The organism is Duncaniella sp. C9 (genome assembly GCF_004803935.1).
GTDB lineage: Bacteria > Bacteroidota > Bacteroidia > Bacteroidales > Muribaculaceae > Duncaniella > Duncaniella muris.
Map to the genome: position 1 here is coordinate 2796096 of NZ_CP039547.1, position 21628 is coordinate 2817723.

General features: G+C 50.0%; 14 protein-coding genes, 1 tRNA gene and 3 pseudogenes. 10 read left to right on the forward strand and 8 right to left on the reverse strand.

Annotation, left to right across the window (positions count from 1 at the left end):
• Positions 1–10: 10 nt before the first annotated feature.
• From E7745_RS11700 to E7745_RS11720, 6 genes and pseudogenes are all read left to right on the forward strand, one after another.
• Positions 11–1438 carry a glucan 1,6-alpha-isomaltosidase gene (locus tag E7745_RS11700; protein ID WP_136408866.1) on the forward strand — a complete coding sequence of 476 codons (1428 nt, stop codon included), beginning with the start codon at positions 11–13 and terminating at the stop codon, positions 1436–1438.
• Positions 1439–1570: 132 nt separating this feature from the next.
• The gene (locus tag E7745_RS11705; protein WP_168182123.1) at positions 1571–2743 is read left to right on the forward strand and encodes a SusF/SusE family outer membrane protein; all 1173 of its coding nucleotides are present in this window, start codon (positions 1571–1573) and stop codon (positions 2741–2743) included.
• Positions 2744–2847: 104 nt separating this feature from the next.
• A pseudogene (locus tag E7745_RS11710) lies at positions 2848–5028 on the forward strand (glycoside hydrolase family 3 C-terminal domain-containing protein); the annotation flags it as partial.
• Positions 5029–5088: 60 nt separating this feature from the next.
• Positions 5089–5967 (forward strand): annotated as a pseudogene (locus E7745_RS15275) (glycoside hydrolase family 43 protein); the annotation flags it as partial.
• Positions 5968–5985: 18 nt separating this feature from the next.
• Entirely contained in the window at positions 5986–8253 is a 2268-nt protein-coding gene (bglX, locus tag E7745_RS11715) for a beta-glucosidase BglX (RefSeq protein ID WP_123398371.1), read from the forward strand.
• Between the two features lie 4 nt (positions 8254–8257).
• The gene (locus E7745_RS11720; RefSeq protein ID WP_240740305.1) at positions 8258–8758 is read left to right on the forward strand and encodes a hypothetical protein; all 501 of its coding nucleotides are present in this window, start codon (positions 8258–8260) and stop codon (positions 8756–8758) included.
• A gap of 242 nt (positions 8759–9000) precedes the next feature.
• Here the strand turns inward: E7745_RS11720 and E7745_RS11725 are convergent.
• Positions 9001–9074 (reverse strand) — tRNA-Arg (locus tag E7745_RS11725).
• A 328-nt stretch (positions 9075–9402) separates the two neighbouring features.
• Between E7745_RS11725 and E7745_RS11730 the strand changes: the two genes are divergently transcribed.
• Complete coding sequence (locus E7745_RS11730) at positions 9403–10047, forward strand: LysE family translocator (protein ID WP_369809759.1); 645 nt, start codon at positions 9403–9405, stop codon at positions 10045–10047.
• Positions 10048–10084: 37 nt separating this feature from the next.
• Positions 10085–10750 (forward strand): carbohydrate-binding family 9-like protein, encoded by a 666-nt coding sequence (locus E7745_RS11735; RefSeq protein ID WP_123398372.1) that lies wholly within the window; start codon positions 10085–10087, stop codon positions 10748–10750.
• Positions 10751–10842: 92 nt separating this feature from the next.
• Here E7745_RS11735 and E7745_RS11740 read toward each other — a convergent pair whose 3' ends face one another.
• From E7745_RS11740 to pta, 3 genes are all read right to left on the reverse strand, one after another.
• Entirely contained in the window at positions 10843–11739 is an 897-nt protein-coding gene (locus E7745_RS11740; protein WP_123398373.1) for a diaminopimelate dehydrogenase, read from the reverse strand.
• Between the two features lie 97 nt (positions 11740–11836).
• The gene (locus tag E7745_RS11745; protein ID WP_107032707.1) at positions 11837–13039 is read right to left on the reverse strand and encodes an acetate/propionate family kinase; all 1203 of its coding nucleotides are present in this window, start codon (positions 13037–13039) and stop codon (positions 11837–11839) included.
• Between the two features lie 33 nt (positions 13040–13072).
• A complete protein-coding gene (gene pta / locus E7745_RS11750) occupies positions 13073–14089 on the reverse strand; it encodes a phosphate acetyltransferase (protein WP_123398375.1) in 1017 nt (338 codons plus the stop codon).
• 224 nt (positions 14090–14313) lie between these two features.
• Here pta and E7745_RS11755 point away from each other — a divergent pair.
• Positions 14314–16277 (forward strand): annotated as a pseudogene (locus E7745_RS11755) (OmpA family protein).
• A gap of 109 nt (positions 16278–16386) precedes the next feature.
• Positions 16387–18186: a translational GTPase TypA gene (typA, locus tag E7745_RS11760; protein WP_107032704.1), complete on the forward strand. Its 1800-nt coding sequence runs from the start codon at positions 16387–16389 to the stop codon at positions 18184–18186.
• Positions 18187–18224: 38 nt separating this feature from the next.
• On the opposite strand, the gene E7745_RS11765 is transcribed toward typA, so the two are convergent.
• The 4 genes from E7745_RS11765 to E7745_RS11780 all read right to left on the reverse strand — a co-directional run bounded on the left by E7745_RS11765 (position 18225) and on the right by E7745_RS11780 (position 21500).
• Positions 18225–19019 (reverse strand): ABC transporter ATP-binding protein, encoded by a 795-nt coding sequence (locus tag E7745_RS11765; protein ID WP_136408867.1) that lies wholly within the window; start codon positions 19017–19019, stop codon positions 18225–18227.
• A 35-nt stretch (positions 19020–19054) separates the two neighbouring features.
• The gene (locus E7745_RS11770; protein ID WP_168182125.1) at positions 19055–19864 is read right to left on the reverse strand and encodes a DNA/RNA non-specific endonuclease; all 810 of its coding nucleotides are present in this window, start codon (positions 19862–19864) and stop codon (positions 19055–19057) included.
• Between the two features lie 74 nt (positions 19865–19938).
• Complete coding sequence (locus tag E7745_RS11775; RefSeq protein WP_123398378.1) at positions 19939–21078, reverse strand: DegT/DnrJ/EryC1/StrS aminotransferase family protein; 1140 nt, start codon at positions 21076–21078, stop codon at positions 19939–19941.
• Positions 21075–21500 carry an FdtA/QdtA family cupin domain-containing protein gene (locus tag E7745_RS11780; RefSeq protein ID WP_107032700.1) on the reverse strand — a complete coding sequence of 142 codons (426 nt, stop codon included), beginning with the start codon at positions 21498–21500 and terminating at the stop codon, positions 21075–21077. Before E7745_RS11780 ends, E7745_RS11775 begins: the two co-directional genes overlap by 4 nt.
• Positions 21501–21628 lie beyond the last annotated feature (128 nt).

Genomic DNA, 21628 nt, shown 5'->3' on the forward strand with positions numbered 1-21628 from the left:
TATAGTTACGATGATAAAGAAATTCATAATCACGGGCGTTGCATGTTGCGCAATCTTCGGTTTGTGCTCCTGCAAGGAGGATTATTCCGACATGCAGCTCCCCAACCAACACGAGCATCCGACTCTTGAGGAAGTCGGCAATATACATACATTCAAGGTGCCCCTATATTGGAGTGTCTACGAACGCGCCTACGAACTCGACGGCGATGATTGGGATAGCCGCAACATTCCCCTCGAAGAATGGGAACTCAACTTTGATTGGGTTGCCCGAGAACTGCTCCCCTACGGGTATGATATGGTCTGCACCGACGGATTCCTGCCAATTAACTGCGATGGCGGACAGCCATATATGACACGTTTGGGGCAGGTCCCCATCAAGGATCTCATAGCGGCCGCGAAGCGGCGCGGACTGCGAGTGGGAATCTACGACTCTCCTCTGGAAATGTGGTGCGATCCGGAAACCCTGATTCCCGGGACGGACTATACGGTGGGTTCACTTCTGTATGATAAGTCCATAGATAAAGTAAAGCATCCAAAGGCCAAGGACAAATGGCATACATACATCGTGTTCTCTCATCCGGGTGCGAAGGAGTATATTGACGGATTTTTCAAGCACTATAACGACTTGGGTGTAGAGCTAATCCGAATCGACTTCCTATCGTGGTTTGAAGATGGTGAATTCCGTCATTCCGATACTCCGGTTGGTAAAGGGTATGGCAGACAGATGTATGCCGATGCACTTGCTTACATATGCAAGACCGCACAAAAATATGGAATCTATCTATCCTTGGTAATGCCTCATCTTTACAATGATGCTGAAATCGAAAGCAGATATGGAAATATGGTAAGGATAGTAAACGACACTTTCAACGGAGGTTGGGGTTTCACTTCTTCAAAAGACCAGGGTCGGTATTGGCTCTCTTGGCCGAATTGTGAAAACCAATATGACGGTTTTACCTATTGGAGCCGTATTTCGGGCCGAGGCAAGGTAATTCTGGATGGCGACTTCACAATCATGCACAGCTATAAGACGCCGGCAGAAAAAGAGTTCGCAATATCTATCCAACTCATGGCTGGTGGTCCGATAGCCGTGACAGATCAGTACTGCACCATTGGTGATGGCGATGTCGCATATTACACCAATGAGGAAATGTTGGCTCTGAACAAAGACCGATTCGTTGGAAAACCTTTGGATGCTACTCTTATGTCGCCTGGAAGCAATATTTGGTATGGCCAAATGACCAATGGAGACTATATCATAGGTCTATTCAACAGGGAAGATGAACCCAAGAAATTCGATGTGTCTTTCGCGGAACTGGGGATAGCCGGTGAGATGAAAGTACGCGACCTATGGAAACATGTTGATGAAGGCTCCGCCTCGGCAATCAGCGCGCAAATCGAGCCCCATGGATGCAAAATAGTAAGGCTTTCCAAATAACACAAATAGTTCAACTCCGAAAAACAACAATTAATCATGAAAAAAATCTGTTGGTTAGCCGCTGTTGCAACCCTGTCAATATCAGGCAGTGCATCAGCTCAAGCAACCTTGTCGGAAATTTCCGAGCTCTATATGGTCGGATATCAAACCTCGTGGAGCGCATTCGAACTCATCAAAACATCCGATCACGTATTTTTCTACCAAGGCAAGGTGGAAGGCGGCGATGGCGTCTCCAACGGGAGCTTCCGCGCCAGCCCATTCGGTGGGGATGCAGTATTCAGCCGTCCTCAGGTTCATGCCGTCGAGGACAAAACTCTCCTCAGCCCCGCGACATCGCCCACTGCCGTGATCGACTATGGCAACATGGAAGGCGGCGATAAGAACTGGTATATCAGCGAAAGCGGTAACTACCGTATCGTGTTCGACCTAGAGAATGCTCGCGTTTCCATCTCCCAGGACTTCAGCGAGGTACTTCCCGTGATTACTCCCAGCATATACGCTGTGGGAGATGCGACTGTAGGAGGCTGGACTCCAGCCTTTGGCACTCCTTTGACAGTGGATGAGACTGACCCCTACATTTTCACATATCAGACATATATGAAGGGGGGAGCTTTAAAGTTCAGCCTGCGCAATGATAAGGAATGGGATGGTAACTGGATTCATCCAGTACAGAACACCGCCTTCGGTGCTGACGGTTTGAAAAAATGCGCTATGGAAGTATTCCGCGGAGCCGACCTGAACGACAACCAGTGGACTGTATCTGATGCAGGAACGTACAAAATTACACTTGATTTGCGTAACATGGAGATGAGCGCAGAATACCTCAGCGACAAAGTTATCGCTAACCATCTCTATCTGGTAGGCGACCTTACAAACTGGTCTTTCCAGCCAATGGAACAGGTTTCGCCTAACGTCTTTGAGGCGACTTTCGACAACTGCGAGTCCGGCAAAAGATTCCGCGCATCGATGGCTCCCGTATGGGGAACACATCTTCGCCCCGAAGTAGACAATACAGAGTTGGCAATCGACAACAAGGACGGTCTGGATATCAAGACGGATCAGAACGAAGATTACAACTGGGCAATCAAAGAACCGGGCACTTACAAAATCCGCTTCGATCTCAACAAAATGAAAGTCTCAGCCAACAACGAACCCACGACATCAATAACAGAGATCATTCAAGATGGCGGCGATGTCACCTGCGAATACTTTAACCTTCAGGGTATACGTGTAATGAATCCTGTTGCCGGGGAAGTATACATTCAGCGAACCGGGACTACAGTCAGAAAAGTTATCATCCGCTAACAAAGGGATATAATACAATATCGGGGGTTGCAGTCCATCGACTGAGTATGAACTGCAGCCTTTACTATTTTCATTTCACGAAACAAACAATACGCATTTCTACCATGGCTACAAAACAATTCGTCATTGCAACCGCCATTTTATGCTCATTCACCGCACAAGCGGCTGATTCGAAATACCTCGACTATTCGGCTCCACTGGAAGAGCGTATCGAGGATGCACTCTCGCGTATGACTCTTGAGGAAAAAGTCAAGATGGTTCATGCCCAGTCGAAATTTTCCTCTGCCGGTGTGCCCCGTCTCGGAATCCCGGAACTATGGTGTATTGACGGGCCTCACGGCATCCGTCCGGAAGTATTATGGGACGAGTGGAACAGTGCCGAGTGGACCAATGACTCATGCACGGCGTTCCCGGCACTAAGCTGCCTTGCCGCCACATGGCGCCCGGAATTAGCCCGTGAATACGGAAGAGCCTTAGGAGAAGAAGCACGATATCGCCGCAAAGACATTCTGCTTGGCCCCGGGGTGAATATGATGCGTACACCGCTGAATGGTCGCAGTTTCGAATACATGGGCGAAGATCCGTTCCTTACGTCAACAATGGTCGTGCCTTATATTCAGGGAGTTCAAAGCAATAATGTCGCGGCATGTGTCAAACATTTTGCGCTGAACAACAACGAGGACAACCGTTATACGACGAATGTACATGTCGGAGAACGTGCCTTGCATGAAATATATCTCAAGCCGTTCAAAGCTGCCGTAGAAGGTGGTGCGTGGGCTATTATGCCGGCTTATAATCTCTTTGAAAACCGCAACTGCTGTGAGAATCCACGACTTTTAAGGGATATATTAAAACGGCAGTGGGGATTCGACGGTGTCGCAGTCAGCGATTGGGGCGGAGTGCACAACACCGACGCTGTTCTTGAGGGCGGCCTTGACCTTGAAATGGGAACCGGTACTGACGGCGTGTCGGTAAATATGAATGCCTACGACAGCTACTATATGGCCAACCCATATCTTGAGCGGCTGAGGGATGGCCGCGAATCCGTTGACGATCTCAATGACAGAGTGAGGCGCATACTCCGCACAATTTTCCGTACGTCAATGGCTCCTTCCAGTTGGAAGGGCCGTTTCACATGTCCCGAACATTATGCCACAGCCCGAAAGATTGGCTCCGAAGGAATTGTTCTATTAAAGAACAACGGCATACTGCCTCTTAAACAGGATATACGCAAAATCCTTGTAGTAGGTGAAAACGCAGTGAAGATGATGACCGTCGGAGGAGGTTCGGCTTCTTTGAAGGTACAGCATGAGGTTACCCCCTTGGCCGGATTGAAATCGGCATTGGAAAACGCGAATATCGATTGGGAACGAGGATATATCGGAGCAGGAAGTACGGTACAAGACAATGTGACAAGTCAGGACGTTGAGATGCTGACCGAAGAACGAACTCCAGAGCAACTTAAAACCGATATGCTTGCAAAAGCGAAAGACGCCGATGTCGTGATATTCATTGGCGGCTTGAACCACTCTCACTGCCAGGACACCGAGAATGCCGACAGAAAGACCTTACAGCTACCATATGGCCAGGATGATCTTATTTCAGCTATCGCCGATATTAACCCGAACTTGATTATGGTGAACATCTCCGGCACACCCGTTTTGATGCCCTGGGCGGATAAGGTTGCCGCCATCGTCCAGGACTGGTATCTCGGCAGTGAGGCCGGCAACAGTCTTGCCGATGTACTTACAGGCAAAGTCAATCCGTCGGGGAAATTACCGTTTACTTTCCCTATGCGCATTGAGGACTTGCCCACCCACGGCCAGCGCCGCTATCCGGGTATTTGGCGCGATGATTCAGCCATCTGTGACATCTATTATGATGAAGGCATACTCATAGGCTACCGTTGGTATGATTATAATGATATCCCTGTACTGTTCCCGTTCGGTTATGGCCTCAGCTATACGGATTTCAACATTGGCAAACCAATAGTGACCCGAACTGGGATTGGCTATAACCTGAAAATGGATGTAACCAACATTGGGTCCATATACGGTTCGGAAACAGTGCAAGTTTATGTATCAGCTCCTAAATTGAAAGGACTGCTTAGGGAAAAGAAGAAACTTGTTGGTTTTTCAAAAGTGGATCTCGCGCCGGGCGAAACCCGCAGTGTGTCTGTTGACATTCCGTTCTCTTATTTGGCTTATTATGACGAGGAAACGGCATCCGAATGTATACTGGATGGTAAATATGTCTTTTCCGTAGGTTCGTCATCTGCCGACCTACCACATAAAGTAGCTGTGAAATATGATAGTGCGACCGATATAGGGGGAAATCCCTGTTTCCCCGGATGGTATGCCGATCCGGAGGGAATCGTGTATGGCGACACGGTGTTCATATATCCTACGCGCAGCCTTCCTTTCAAGGAGCAGACCGCAATGGACTGCTTCTCTACCACCGATCTCATCCATTGGACTAAACATGAAAACATCATCAGTACAGAAGATGTCAAATGGGCCTGGGGTGCGATGTGGGCTCCGGCAGTGCTTGAGAAGGACGGGAAGTATTATCTTTTCTTCGGGGCAAACGATGTCCACGAGGGCGAAATCGGCGGTATTGGTGTCGCAGTCAGCGACAAGCCGGCAGGTCCGTTCAAGGATCTGCTTGGCCGACCACTGATAAATGAGATCGTGAACGAGGCGCAGCCAATCGACCAGTTCGTTTTCAAAGACAAGGATGGGAGTTATTATATGTATTACGGAGGCTGGGGACACTGCAACATGGTCCGTCTCGCCGACGATTTCAAATCTCTTGTCCCTTTCCCCGACGGCTCGCTCTACAAAGAAGTGACTCCAAAGGATTATACAGAAGGGCCGTTCATGCTTGTTAAGGACGGGAAATATTATTTCATGTGGAGTGAAGGCGACTGGACAAAAGATGACTACCGGGTGGCCTATGCAATTGCTGATTCCCCTTTTGGTCCTTTTAGACGAGTAGGCACGATTCTGGAATCAGACCCCGAGATAGGAACGGGGGCAGGGCATCATTCCGTAATCCGGTCCTCGAAAACAGACAGATACTATATTGTCTACCACCGCCATCCGCTCGGAGCGACCGACGGTAACGACCGCGTCATATGTGTCGATGAGCTTCATTTCGACTCAAATGGCAGAATACACCCCGTGAAGATGACTTTCACAGGGGTGCCAGCAACAAAATTCTGAACCAACCGAAGCAATAGTATGAATCATTCTAATATAACCACAGCCGTCCTGCTTTTACTGTCTGCCGCTACCGCTCAGGCTCGTGATACAGATAACAAAGGCTTCATCGACAGTCTTATGGCTGAGATGAGCATTGAGGAGAAAATCGGGCAGCTGAATTTGCCCGTCGGCGGAGATGTGGTGTCAGGAACAGCACAGGCAGCCGTGCTCGACTCTCTTATCATGCAAGGAAAAATTGGCGGCTTCTTCAATGTCAAAGGAGTTGATGCGGTTTCCCATTTTCAAAGGTTGGCAGTTGAGAAAGGACCTCACGGCATACCCTTGCTCGTGGGAGCTGATGTAGTACATGGTTATGAGACAGTCTTTCCAATCCCTTTGGCATTGTCGTGTTCATGGGACAGCACCGCCATAGCCGAAATGGCCCGTATCTCAGCTATCGAGGCTACAGCCGACGGTGTAAACTGGAATTATAGCCCGATGGTCGATATCTGCCGAGACCCGCGTTGGGGCCGTATCGCCGAAGGCTCCGGCGAGGATCCGTATCTCGGAAGTGTTCTCGCCCAAGCGTATGTTCATGGATATCAGGGCGACGGGATGCGTTCTGACTCATCCCTTATGGCTTGTGTGAAACACTACGCATTATATGGAGCGGCGGAAGGCGGACGCGATTACAACGGCGTTGACATGAGCCGCGAATGTATGTTCAACTATTATATGCCCCCTTATAAGGCTGCCGTGGATGCCGGCATCGGTTCAGTGATGACATCGTTCAATCTTATCAACGGTCAGCACGCCACTGCCTCTGAGTGGCTTATCAACGGGGTGTTGCGTAACGACTGGGGTTTTGACGGTTTTGTTGTCACTGACTACGGCTCAATAGACGAGCTGCCGCTTATGGGAGTGGCAGATAAAGAAGATGCCGCCGCTGTCACATTAAGGGCCGGTACAGATATGGATATGGTTACAGGCAGATATCTCAACGATTTAAAATGTGCTCTTGAGCGCGGACAGGTTACTGAAAAGATGATAGATGACGCATGCCGTCGCATCCTGACAGCCAAACAGCAGCTCGGACTATTCGACAATCCATATAAATATTGCAAGCCTGAGCGTCTGGCTAAAGATATGTACACGCCCCGACATCGCAAGATTGCACGGGATATAGCCGCCGAAACCTTTGTATTGCTTAAAAACGACAAGCATCTCCTTCCTTTGCAAAAGAAAGGGCGGATTGCGCTTATCGGTCCTCTCGCCAATGCCGCAAACAACATGAGCGGGACTTGGAGCGGCTATTGCAAGCCTGAAAATCACAAGTCGCTACTTGACGTTTTCCGCGACGCCCTCGGCACCGATGCTGAACTGCTTTATGCGCAGGGAAGCAATATCTACTATGATGAGACTACCCAACGAAATTGCGACTGGGGCCGTTCTATCGCTCGCGGGAACGATGACGAGATGCATCGTCAGGCCATAGAAATTGCAAATAGCGCAGATATCATAATCTGTGCGCTTGGCGAAAGCGCGGAAATGAGCGGTGAGTCGTCGAGCCGAGCGGAAATCACAATTCCCGATACTCAGCGCGATCTTCTCAAACAGTTATACGCTACCGGGAAGCCTGTAATACTGTTGCTTTTCACCGGCCGTCCTCTTGTGCTTGACTGGGAGGACAATCACATTCCAGCCATACTGAATGTGTGGTTCGGAGGCAGCGAGGCAGCCGATGCCATAGCGGACGTTGTCTTCGGAGAAAAGGTGCCGTCCGGGAAACTGACTACCACATGGCCGCGTTCAATCGGCCAGATACCGCTGTATTACAATCATCTGCCCTCAAGTCATCCCGACTTTGATTCCACGCAGTTTAACCCCTATCGAAGCAACTATATCGACGTGAGCAACGAACCTCTTTATCCGTTCGGTTATGGATGCAGCTATACCACATTCGCTTATTCAAAACCATATATAAGCACCGACCGATTGGCAAAAGGAGGGGCTATATCGCTTTCAATAGATGTCAGCAATGCCGGGGATTACGATGGATACGAAATTGTGCAATTGTATATCAATGATCCAGTTGCCCGGATAGCCCGTCCTGTCAAAGAATTGAAATCTTATAAACGGGTATTCATCCCGAAGGGCGAGACCGTGAATGTCAGCTTTGAGATAGACAGCGACATGCTCAAATATTATGACAACGAGCTGAAATATGGTTATGATCCGGGTGAATTCCGCGTTATGGTGGGTCCAGACTCAAAGGATCTTCAATCCTTGATTTTTTATGCCGAATAAAACAATGAAACATATCATCTATTTCGCAGCCGCACTGATAATGGTTGGCTGCGCATCAAATCAAAAGACGACTTTATCAGGCCTTGACAAAAATGATTTTGACACCATTGTCAACAATCAGAAAATATCCCTGTTCACCTTGCACAACGGCGATATGGAAGTCTGCGTCACAAACTACGTAGGCCGAATTGTGTCGCTTATGGTTCCGGATAAAGACGGCCGACCACGCGATGTCGTGCTCGGGCATTACAACATCCGTGACTATATCGAGATCGACGGCAACTTCGGAGCGATTATCGGACGATACGGCAACCGAATCAACAGAGGCCGCTTTACGCTCGATTCAATAGATTATCAACTGCCACAGAACAACTATGGGCATTGTCTCCATGATGGGTCCATAGGCTTTCATCATTCAATATGGAGTGCCACCCAGACAACAGACACCACACTTGTACTTACACTGCACAGCACTGACGGCGATGCGGCTTCCCAGGCAACCTAAACGTCGAAGTTGTATATAGTTTTATTGCTGTCCGATAAAACTTTTTGAGGCAAAACAAAATTAGGACTGGCACCTATTGCAGGAGTCAGTCCTTTTAGTTTAGTTTTAAACCAATTTAAACATTAAGGAGCACACAAAACCCTCAATCAGAGTGTTGAAAGGAGAAAAAGGTTTTTGAATATGCATAAAAAATAGCGCAAAAAGAAAGTGTAGCCGACTGAATATCAATCAACTACACCTTGTGATCCGGCCGCGACTCGAACGCGGGACCGTCTGCTTAGAAGGCAGATGCTCTATCCAGCTGAGCTACCGGACCAGCCTTTTGCGGTGCAAAGTTACAACTTTTTTCGTAATTCCCAACAAAAGTGACTACATGTCTTTGACAAATATTACTTATTTTGTATTATAACATTATATATCCGGTGGCATATCAGCCATATAACAACAGAGACGCTTTTTTAACCAATTGCATTTATTTTCCATTTACCAACGCTGATATGCACTGACGCGCCGATCGGTCACCCACTACGCCACCAACGAAGCTATCTTCAATACTTACTCAAAACTTCTAAATTGCATTTTGCCGGGCATCAATCATGCTGAAAATTTTGAGACCTCGGAGTGATTTTGTACCTTTGCAGATTGTGATACATCTGCCTGTCATAATATTCCGAGGCCTGCTTATAGGCATTCTTGTTTCGGCTCCGATGGGGCCGATCGGAATGCTGTGTATCCAGCGGACGCTCAACCGCGGACGCTGGCCGGCGTTTTTCACCGGTGTCGGCGCCGGTGTCAGCGATCTGCTCTACTGCCTGCTGACCGGACTTGGCCTGTCATTTGTAACTGATTTCATACAATCAAATCAGAGCGTTCTGCAGGTGATCGGTTCAATTGTTCTGATTGTCTATGCCGCCTATCTGTTTGTGGCTAATCCATCGCGGGCTCTTCAGCCGGCGGCAATGCAGCCGGCAAGCTACTGGAAAGATTTCGGGACTGGGTTTCTTTTCACTTTCTCCAATCCTCTGATACTTTTCTTCATCATCGGCCTTTTTGCCCGTTTCAGTTTTCTTGCTCCTGAGTTTCAGGCCTATCACTATGTGGCCGGCTACATTTCAATATTCCTTGGTGCTGTGCTGTGGTGGTTTGGCGTTACATATTTTGTCAACAAGGTGCGCCGCCATTTCAACATACGCTCCATGTGGCTGCTGAACCGCATTTTAGCCGCCATCATTCTCATTATGGGCGCTATTGGATTCATTACCGGTATTAAAGATCTGTTTTTCAATTAACTGATTCTATCCCCCACTCTATTTCATAACAGCAAATATGCAAAAGACACTACACGTACCCTATATAGCTGATCTTGATTTTTTAAATACTGATGCTATTTTCAACCGTCTGGAATCATCAGGCGTACGCCACAGCATAGGTGAACTCAACTGGAAGGATCTGTTTCCTTACCATCCGCTCACCACGTTTACCATCGCACATTCGGACAACCATATCTACATCAATTTCTTTGTACGCTGCAACTATCTGCGTGCCATGAATTTCGAGAACAATTCACCTGTCTACGAAGACTCCTGCGTTATGTTTTTCGTGAAGCCAGACGGATCTGAAAAATACTGGAATTTTGAGTTCAACTGCATCGGTGCGATCAAAGCCTCTCACCGAGAGTCGAGGGCTGTCAACGTCACTCCCCTCTCTGATTCAGAGATCTCCACTATAGCCGTGCTTCCGTCATGCGGACGCCGGCCGTTCCGTGAAGTGGAAGGACTGTTCACCTGGGACCTTCTTGCAGCAATTCCGCTGAATCTTCTTGGAATCAAGTTTGAAGGAAAGCCGGTCGAACTTAGTGGCAACTTCTACAAATGTGCTTCCGGGACTTCTCAGCCTCACTATCTCAGCTGGGCTCCGGTGCCGACTCCTGAGCCCGACTTCCATCAGTCTCAGTACTTCGGACAGATCATTCTTGACGGAGTGTCTGACTGACAATCCAACCTTATTTCAAATATGGCATTCAGCCCGTCTGTTGAGGTCTCAACTGACGGGCTGAACGCTATATATATCTGAATGATTATCGATCAGACAAGATGTGCGATCAGATCTTCGCGTTCGCCGGGCAGAAGATCAATCACGGGGATTTCGACCATTGTATATGCTCCAGGTGTGAGGCGCATTGATGCGCGGGCCACTCCAACAAGCAGCTGGGCGGTGAGAGCCGGGTTGTTGATCGACATATTGAATTCAAATCGCTGATTTTGGGTCTTGCCGGAAACGCCCTTGCGCACCATGTGCACGCCGTGGCCCATGTCTTTTACAGCATCGACACTTTCAACTGCCATCACATGGGTTTCATCAGACGCAAAATAAGGATCTTCCTTAACAGCCTTTGCCACATCTTCAAGACGTGCCCCGTCTTCAAGTTCTACATAGACCATACGGCGGTGCATGCCGTCACCTTTTGGCATGGTCATTGAAAGTGCATTCTTCACACCTGCTTTCGATTTTACACATACTGTATGCCCCATGCTCATGCCTGGGCCGAAGTTGGTGTATGTAAGGCCCTTCGGAGCGGCTGCCTCAAGGAGTGTGCGCACGATAGAATCGCTTCCCGGATCCCATCCGGCAGAAATAACGGCCACGCGGCCGGCCTTTTTTGCTGCGGCATCGAGGGAGCGGCGAAGGCCGATGATCGAAGTGTGGATGTCGAAGCTGTCAACGGTGTTGATTCCCATTGCCAGATATTCGAGAGCATATTTTTCAACTTCGCGTGTGGGAGTGGCGAGAATTGCTACATCCACATGACCAAGTTCACGGATGTCGGTGACAACCTTATAAGGGGCAAGTTCAGCCGGAATTTCGGCCACATTGCGGCGTACGACGCCGGCAATTTCAAAATCAGGGGCTGCTTCAAGAGCTTCAATCGAGAAGCGGCCGATGTTGCCGTAGCCAACTACGGCGGCACGGATCTTTGTCATATTTGCATTATTAATATCAGAATGATTCCACGCCTGAGATGCCAGCTTGGAACGTGGCAGTGATCCGGCGCGGAATCAAAAATTTTATAGTCTCTGATTATTTCTTGGAAACAATCGCTTCAGTATCGCGGGCAATCATCAATTCCTCGTCAGTAGGAATGACAACGACCTTTACTTTAGATGCCGCTGTAGAAACAACTGCTTCCTTGCCACGGATACCAGAGTTCAGCTCCTTATCTATTTCGACTCCCATAAACTTAAGGGGCTCGCAGACTGCTTCGCGGAGTGAAGTCTGATTTTCGCCTACGCCGCCGGTAAATACGATGATGTCTACACCGCCCATTTCAGCGGCATAAGCACCGATGTATTTGAGGATACGCTGCTCATACATGGCAAGTCCGAGGATAGCGCGCTCGTCACCGGCATTAACAGCGGCTTCAATTTCGCGCATATCGCTTGAGATGCCTGTCACGCCTGCCATTCCGCTCTCCTTGTTGATGATTTTCTGGAGATCTGTGGCTGACAGATTGTGTTTGAGCATAAGATAAACAAGCGCTCCGGGATCGACATCGCCCACGCGGGTACCCATCATGAGGCCCTCTGTCGGGGTGAGGCCCATAGAAGTGTCTACGCTCTTTCCACCGTCAACAGCTGTGATCGAGCCGCCATTGCCGACATGGCAGGTAATAATTTTTTGATCTTTGCTGTCTACTCCGAGGAATTCGCAAACACGCTGAGAAACATAACGGTGGCTGGTTCCGTGGAAACCGTAGCGGCGCACACCGTCTTCCTCATAATACTTGTAAGGCAAAGCATAGAGGAACGACTTTGCAGGCATTGTCTGGTGGAAAGCGGTATCGAAGACTGCTACCTGAGGCTTGCCGGGCATGAGAGTGGTGATAGCGTCAATACCGGTCATGTTGGCGGGGTTGTGGAGAGGCGCGATGTCGTAGCACTGCTTGATCATGTCTTTGACTTCATCGTTAATAAGCACACTTTCGCTGAATTTTTCAGCTCCGTGAACTACGCGGTGGCCCACTGCGTCGATTTCGTCATATGACTTGATGCAGCCTTCCGCAGGATCAGTCAGAAGGTTAAGAATAGCCTGCACGGCACCATTGTGGTCAACAAGACCAAGTTCGATGACAGCCTTTGAGCCATCGTTTTTCTTGTACTTGAGAAATCCGTCGTTAAGTCCGATTTTCTCAACGCCGCCTTCGGCAAGCACACTGTTGTCCGCTGTGTCGATAAGCTTATATTTTACTGAACTGCTACCGCAGTTTAATACTAAGATTTTCATTCTTTAGTCTGTCTTTGCGTATGAGAGGTATGATTAGTTGTTTTCCTTAAGACCGATTGCCTGGTTGCAGGTAATGATGATGGTCTTGTAGATATCTTCGGGATAGCAGCCGCGCGAAAGATCGTTGACGGGAGCTGCAAGACCCTGAAGAACCGGACCTACAGCCTGAACGCCGCCGAGACGCTGCACGAGCTTGTAGGCAATATTGCCGACTTCAAGCGAAGGGAATACGAGCACGTTGGCACGGCCTGAGAGCGGACTGTTGGGAGCCTTGCTGTTTGCCACTCCGGGGACGAGGGCTGCATCGGCCTGAAGTTCGCCGTCAAGAACGAGAGAGGGTTCCATTTCATGAGCGATCTTTGTAGCTTCGATTACTTTGTCGACTCGTTCGCTCTTGGCGCTGCCCTTGGTTGAGAAGCTGAGGATGGCAACACGGGGTTCGATGCCTGCGATGTCACGCGCGGTTTTTCCGGCTGACACTGCGATCTGGGCAAGCTGGGCCGCATCGGGTTCGGGCACAACCGCACAATCGGCAAAAATCAGCAGTCCGTTTGTGCCATAGGGAGATCCTTCGGGGAGCACCATCACGAAAGCGCCTGAAACCACGTCAATGCCGGGCATGGTCTTGATTACCTGGAACGCTGCGCGCAGCACGTTGCCGGTAGTGTTGAGCGCGCCGGCAACCTGGCCGTCGGCATCGCCGGCCTTCACCATAAGACAGCCGAGATAGAGAGGATTGGCAGAAGTCATGCGGGCCTCTTCCATCGAGATGCCTTTTTTCTTGCGCAGTTCGAAATAGATAGGAGCATATTTGTCAATCACTGTTTCATCAGCGGGGTTGACGATTGTAGCTTTGCCGATATTCTCAAGATTGAGATCCTTGGCCATTGTCATGATCTCGGCCGGATCACCGATCAGAATGATGTCGGCTATACCGTCGGCTATGATGCGGTCGGCAGCGGTGAGAGTGCGGGGTTCTGTGCCTTCCGGGAGGACGATGCGTTGACGCTTTGCTTTTGCGTTAGCGGTAAGTTTTTCAAAAAGACCCATAGGTATGTGATTTAATATTAAAGATTTTGACAATTACAATTTGTCAGAATGCGCTCAGGCTTAAGAGGCTGTTTAAGTCGGGCCATGCTGAATTATCGCACAAAGATACAATGATTTCGCCGCTTTTCCAAAATAAAATATTCACATGATTTCTACGTTAAATTATCAAAAGCATATCTGAACGGCTGTACAAGCCTTATAAGAAACTTCCATCATCACCAGTCATGACCCGTTTATACCACCTTATATATATAGCGCTTATAGCAGGCGCACTGGCCGGATGTTCCGGAGCAAAGATGAGTGTAGCCGACGAGCAGCTTGCCCGCGGCGAATATTTCGATGCCCAGAAAACCTATCGAAAAATCTACAACAAACTCAATCCACGCGAACAGCGCAGCCAGCGGGCTGAAGTGGCTCTGAAGATGGGCGAATGCTACACACGCCTTGGCCAGGACGCACGTGCGACTGCCGCCTATCAGAATGCCTTGCGTTACGGATACCCTGACTCCACAATACTCCTTCAGCTTGCCAGCGCCCAACACGGGCAAGGCAACTACGCCCAAGCAATCAAAAGCTATGAAGATTATCTGAAGATCAAACCGGACGACAGCCATGCCCGGCAGGCTCTTGCCGGTGCGCGCCGAGCAGCAGAGCTCAAGCGCAACAAGACACGCCACGTGGTCAGAAATGCAAAACTCTTCAACTCCCGCCGTTCCGACTTCTCTCCCATGTTTAACGGCGAGGTGCTGTATTTCACAACGACCAATGAGAAAGTAACCGGATCGAACCGCAGCGAGATCACCGGCATGAAACGCAGCGACATCTGGATGGTGCGCAAGAACGAACGCGGCGACTGGCAGCGGCCCGAAGCCGTGGAGGGGGAAGTGAACACAGAATGGGACGAAGGCATCATTTCGTTTTCGCCTGACGGATCGACCATGTATCTCACCCGCGCCATACGTACGCCCGACCGGAATACGGGCGTAGACATCTACACCTCGCGCCGCTCCGATGCACAATGGAGCGCACCGGTGAAGCTTGAGATCACCAACGACACGCTTTCGAGCTATGGGCATCCGGCAGTAAGCCCCTCCGGAGAGTATCTCTATTTCACATCCGACATGCCCGGACACGGGGGCAAAGACATCTGGCGCATCAAACTTAACGAGCGGGCCGGAAGCCTTGAAAATCTCGGAGACGCGATCAATACACCAGGCGATGAGGTATTTCCCTACATGCTCACCGACTCTATAATGTATTTTTCGTCTGACGGACATCCCGGCTTGGGTGGACTTGATATATTCCGGGCCACGCTGACCCCTTCCGGCGGCTGGCTGGTAGAGAATATGGGCTCGCCCATAAACTCCGAAGGTGACGATTTCGGCATCACCTTCGCCAACCCAGGCAAAGAGTCAGGCTATTTCAGTTCAAATCGCGGCGACGGCCGTGGATATGACCATCTCTATTCATTCGAACTCCCCGATCTCAAGATTCAGATAAGCGGCTGGGTGCTGGACCGAGATGAAGAACCTGTGCCGAACGCCGTGATACGCATCGTAGGCAATGACGGCTCCAACCAGAAAGCCGTAGCCCGCAACGACGGATCGTTCTCCTTCCCGCTGCAGCGCGGAGTGCGCTATGTGATGCTCGCCGGCGCAAAAGGTTATCTCAACGCCAAACAGGAATTCACATCAGATACTGCCGAAGAAGACGCCGAATACGGCATAGACTTCATACTGGCCTCGATCTCAAAACCAAACATCGTGGAAAATATCTTCTACGATTTTGACAAAGCCACTCTGCGGCCTGAATCAAAAGGCGCTCTCGACAGCCTCGTGCAGATGTTGCGCGACAACCCCAACATAACAATCGAAATGGCATCACACACCGACCGCTGGGGTCTGACGAATATAACATACGCCTCTCCGAACGCCGCGCAAAAAGCGTGGTCGACTATCTGATAGAGGCAGGAATTCCGGCAGCTCGGCTTCAGTATCAGGGCTATGGCAAATCGCGCCCGAAAAAGATCACCAAGCGTCTTGCCCGCGAGTTTCCTCTGTTTGAAGAGGGCCGGGTACTTGACGAGGCATTCATTGAAAGCCTTCCGGAAGAGCAGCAGGAAATTGCAGACCAGATAAACCGCCGGACTGAATTCCAAGTGCTCTCGGTAGACTATCAGATGTATTGACAGAGGCACTCAGAATAGCAAAATCGGCCTCCGACGCCGATTTTTGGCGCAACAAAGCAGATATTAGCGAAAATAGTTGTAACTTTGCACCCTGAAAAATTTTTGGACAATGCAGAAGATTAGAAATATTGCCATCATCGCCCACGTGGACCACGGCAAAACCACGCTCGTAGACAAAATGCTAATGGCCGGAAAACTGTTTCGCGACAATCAGTCAACCGGTGAACTCATACTCGACAATAATGATCTCGAACGCGAGCGAGGGATAACAATCCTCTCCAAAAACGTCTCAATCAACTACAACGGCTACAAGATCAACATCATTGACACTCCGGGACACGCCGACTTCGGTGGCGAGGTAGAGCGAGTGCTCAACATGGCCGACGGCTGCCTCCTCCTTGTCGATGCCTTTGAAGGCCCGATGCCCCAGACCCGATTCGTGCTTCAGAAAGCCATCCAGATGGGCCTGAAACCGGTAGTTGTCATCAATAAAGTCGACAAACCCAACTGTCGTCCTGACGAAGTGCAGGAAATGGTGTTCGACCTTATGTGCAATCTCGATGCAAGCGAAGATCAGCTTGATTTTCCCACCGTCTACGGTTCGGCAAAACAAGGCTGGATGAGCACCGACTATACCCAGCCGACTGACAACATCACTGCCGTTCTTGACGCCATCATCGAATATATCCCCGAACCAGAAGTGCTTGAAGGCGATGCACAGATGCTGATAACTTCACTGGACTTCAGCAGCTATGTAGGCCGAATTGCCATAGGCCGTGTACACCGCGGTGAGCTCTGCGAAGGCCAGGACATAGCGCTCTGCAAGAAAGACGGCACAGTTGTACGTCAGCGCATCAAGGAGCTGCATACCTTCGAAGGCATGGGCCGAAAGAAAGTGCAGTCAGTGAAAAGCGGCGACATCTGCGCCCTTGTAGGCATCGAAGGATTCGAGATCGGTGACACTGTGGCTGATTTCAATAATCCGGAGGCGCTCCCGCGTATCGCCATCGATGAGCCGACAATGTCAATGACTTTCACTATCAATGACAGCCCCTTCTTCGGCAAGGATGGCAAATACGTAACCTCACGCCACATCCATGACCGCCTGACAAAAGAGCTTGACCGCAATCTCGCACTGCGCATAACCAAAGCTGACCACGAGGACTCATGGACTGTATTCGGACGCGGTGTGCTTCATCTCTCGGTGCTCATCGAGACAATGCGCCGCGAGGGCTTTGAACTTCAGGTAGGCCAGCCTCAGGTCATCCTCAAAGAAATCGACGGGCAGAAATGCGAGCCAATCGAAATGCTGACCATCAACGTGCCGGAAGAATATTCATCAAAGATCATCGACATGGTGACCCGCCGCAAAGGCGAGATGGTCTCGATGATGACTCAGAACGACCGCATCCATATTGAATTCCTCATCCCCTCACGCGGCATCATAGGCCTGCGCAACAATGTGCTGACCGCATCGGCCGGAGAGGCCATTATGGCTCACCGCTTTCATGAATACCAGCCTTGGAAAGGTGACATCGAACGCCGCACCAACGGATCGCTCATCGCAATGGAAAGCGGAACCGCCTATGCCTATGCCATTGACAAGCTTCAGGACCGCGGACGTTTCTTCATCTTCCCTCAGGAAGAAGTCTATGCAGGTCAGGTGGTAGGCGAAAACGCCAAAGACAACGATATCGTGGTCAATGTCACCAAGTCAAAGAAACTGACCAACATGCGTGCAAGCGGCGCCGATGACAAGGCCCGCATCATCCCTCCGGTAGTATTCTCGCTTGAAGAAGCTCTCGAATATATCAAGGAAGATGAATATGTGGAAGTGACCCCTCATCACCTCCGCCTGCGCAAGATCATTCTTGACGAAATCGAACGTAAGCGCGCCAACAAATCCTGATCAGCCCCGCTCAGCAGAACGGAAGGAACCGCCACAGATCATTGATCCTGCATCAGTATGCGGAAATGCCCGCCGACAGGATCATAGCAGATTCCTTCACGGTCAAAATACACCCCCAGACTGCCGTCAGCGGCAAGTCCGCGGGGTGTTCCCGTTTTAAGGCCATGATGCTTGTCGAGCAACCACACGCGGTCGGCAATCTGAAGAGCAATCTCCAGATCGTGAGTTGAAATAAACACAGTGGTCTGTCTGAATCGTGAAAGAGAACGCAACAGCCGCATTATCTCGACTTTGCTTGGAAAATCAAGAAAAGCAGTAGGCTCATCGAGAAATATGACCGGAGTCTGTTGGGCGAGCGCTTTGGCTATCATCACTTTCTGCCTTTCGCCATCACTGAGCGAAGCAACCGGCCGTCCACACAGCGGGCCTATACCGACAAGACCCACTGCATCGTCAACAATCTTCCGGTCATAGTCGCTCAGACGCCCCCAGAAGCCTGTGTAAGGGCTGCGCCCCATCGCTACGAGCTGTTCCACTTTCATGTTTCCGACAGCAGGCTTCTCCGTAAGCACCAGCCCTATCACCTTGGCCAGTTCAGAGACAGAATAGTCCGAAAGAGACTTGCCGTCAACCGTCACTGATCCGGAAAGAGGAGAAAGCATACCTGACAAGGTCTTAAGAAGAGTTGATTTTCCGGCGCCGTTCGGACCGAGAAGACATGTCATCTCCCCTTTGTTCAGACACGCATCAAGCGGTCCGGAAACTTTGACGCTCCCGTCACGCCCTTGATAGCCGGTCAACAATCCGTGCAGTTCAACAGCTGTGTGGCTCATTTCTGTTTTCTGTCTGTTTTTGTTTTTACCGCGCTCTACCGTTTGCGGTGAGTGCTCCAATAGTGGAAATTACATTGGCTCTCCACCTCTTTTTCTATCTCGTCAGGCAGCGAGGAGAAGAAATCGTGCCCGGTAAGAGCCTCAATGGAGTCAATTGTGACCGCACAGGCCTGCATGCCGCCTTTGACTTTTTCATTCGGCATGATAAATCCGATACCTCTCGCCGGTACAGAATAAGGTGAGATAATAGCCTTGAAAAATTTTCTCGGAACATAGACGCGCGAGTCACCTATATATTCAATCGGATTTCCGTCTATAACCGGCCCGCAGACTATATAGATGGCACTGTCAGCCTCTGCCCACTGCCGGCATTTTTCTTCAAGCCCTTTCCATGAGCCGGCATTAAGGCTCTTTGCCTGAGGACATATATTGGTAAGCAGAAATGTCTCGGCCATTGCTTCAGCGCTCCATTTCATATCGCCCGCAGGCGCCATGTGCCCGCGGTCATAACCGGAATAACTATAGTCCCAGGTATAGGCACAGCCTTCAACGTCAGGGTCTGACGCAAATTTATTTGTCCTCGATGCGGAGCCGCTTGTCTCCTTGGCGGTCAATTCCCATGAAACCCAGTTGGGTATATGGCATTGCGGGTTGAATGACAGATCTATCCCACGGTAACTTTTGAGCACCGAAGGTGTTCCAGGCCTTGTTTTGACTTCGAGAAGATTTCCATAGTCCCCAGAATGTGCGGACAGCACCTGTTCATTTGTTTCCTGACCGCTAAGGTGTGAGGCAAGATAACCACATCCAGCCATAAGGATTACCGCTATAAGTCCTCGCCACATATTTCTGATACTTTTTCCTACTTTTTTCTTTCTTGTTCTCCTTCTTGATTTTGCCATATATTATGAATGATTTTTCAGCCGCCAAGGTCAGCCTGATTGATAATACTGGCTATTTCGGCCGCATCGGCCACGGATGTACCGGTGGCTATAGGAAGACTTACTATCTCTCCGGCAAGGCGCTCTGTGACCGGCAGCGGGCCATGTGCCAGATCTGCATAACAAGGCTGACAATGCGGGGGCACGGCGTAATGGATGTCAGTGTCCACTCCCCTTTCGGCAAGTTTCTGCCGGAACTGATCCCGTTTTCCGCCTGTGACCCTTATCACATACTGATGCCATACGTGGTCTGTGACTTCTGATGACATATATGGCAACACTATGTCAGGATGCGAGATGGTGCGCTGATAAGCCAGTGCCCTCGCGAATCTGTCGGCATTCTCCTGAGCCAGATACGGAAGTTTCACGCTGAGGAAAGCCGCCTGCAATGGATCAAGACGACAGTTGAAGCCTTTGAATATGTTGTTGTAACGCGACTCTGTGCCATAATTAGCCAGAGCTCTCACAGTTTTGGCCAGACCGGCGTCATGAGTAACAACCGCACCTCCGTCGCCCAAAGCTCCGACATTCTTGGTGGGATAGAAACTGATTCCCGCGGCATCGCCAAGCGCACCGGCAAACGGCGAAGCGTGAAGGCCCTCAGCCAGAGTGCGGGCGCCGAGAGCCTGCGCGCAGTCTTCAATTATTTTCAGCCCATGTTTTTCGGCACAGTCTGTAAGAGTCGCATCCCAGGCCACACGCCCGTAGAGATGCACTGCCATTATTCCACGAGTGCGTGGCGTGATGGCAGCCTCAAGGAGAGATGTGTCAAGATTCATGGTCTTCTCATCTATATCTACCGCAACCGGAACAAGCCCGGCATCGCTGATGGCAAGCACTGAAGCTATAAATGTATTGGCCGGATAGATGATTTCGTCTCCCGGACTGAAAACCCCCATCACGCAATAGGCTCTCAGTATAAGCCGTAGGGCATCGAGACCGTTGCTGACACCTATCACAAACGGAGAGGCAAGCATTTCGCCAAGGCGCGATTCAAAAGCCTCCACTTCAGGGCCTCCGATATAACGGCCGCTGCGTATCACACGCTCTGCCGCGGCTACAAGGCTGTCGGCATACGGTTCATTCACACAGCCAAGATCCAGGAAAGGATATTTCATAAATAGGGTCCTTTCTGCCGTGAGGCCAGTTGCTTGAATTCTTCGTAATCACGGATGTATTCATCCGGATCATAGAGGATTGAAGTCATGACCACACACACACTTCCGGAGGCAAAATTATCGAGCGTACGCCAATAGCCTGGGGGGATATACAGCCCTTCATACGGGCGGTTAAGCGTATAGGTCATCCAAGTGTCACCGTCAAAGAGATTCACATTGAAGCATCCGTTGACAGCCACCAGCAGCGATTTAGCCTCCTTGTGGGAATGTCCGCCACGGGCCTCTCCAGCCGGGACATCATAGGTCCAGTAACACCGGGCGATCTCAAACGGTATCTGATCATTGTCCTGGACAAAAGTGAGACTCCCGCGGGGGTCATATATACGTGGAAGAGGAATGATGCAAGGTTTTGTTATATCCATAGGCTTTTTCTTTGGAAATAATACACGCAAAGGTAATAATATTATGGTGACGTTGGAGCATCGAGAGAGTAAAAAACGTCAGTATGTTGTAAAACACATTTTTTTGCGCACCGAAAACGAAAATTTAT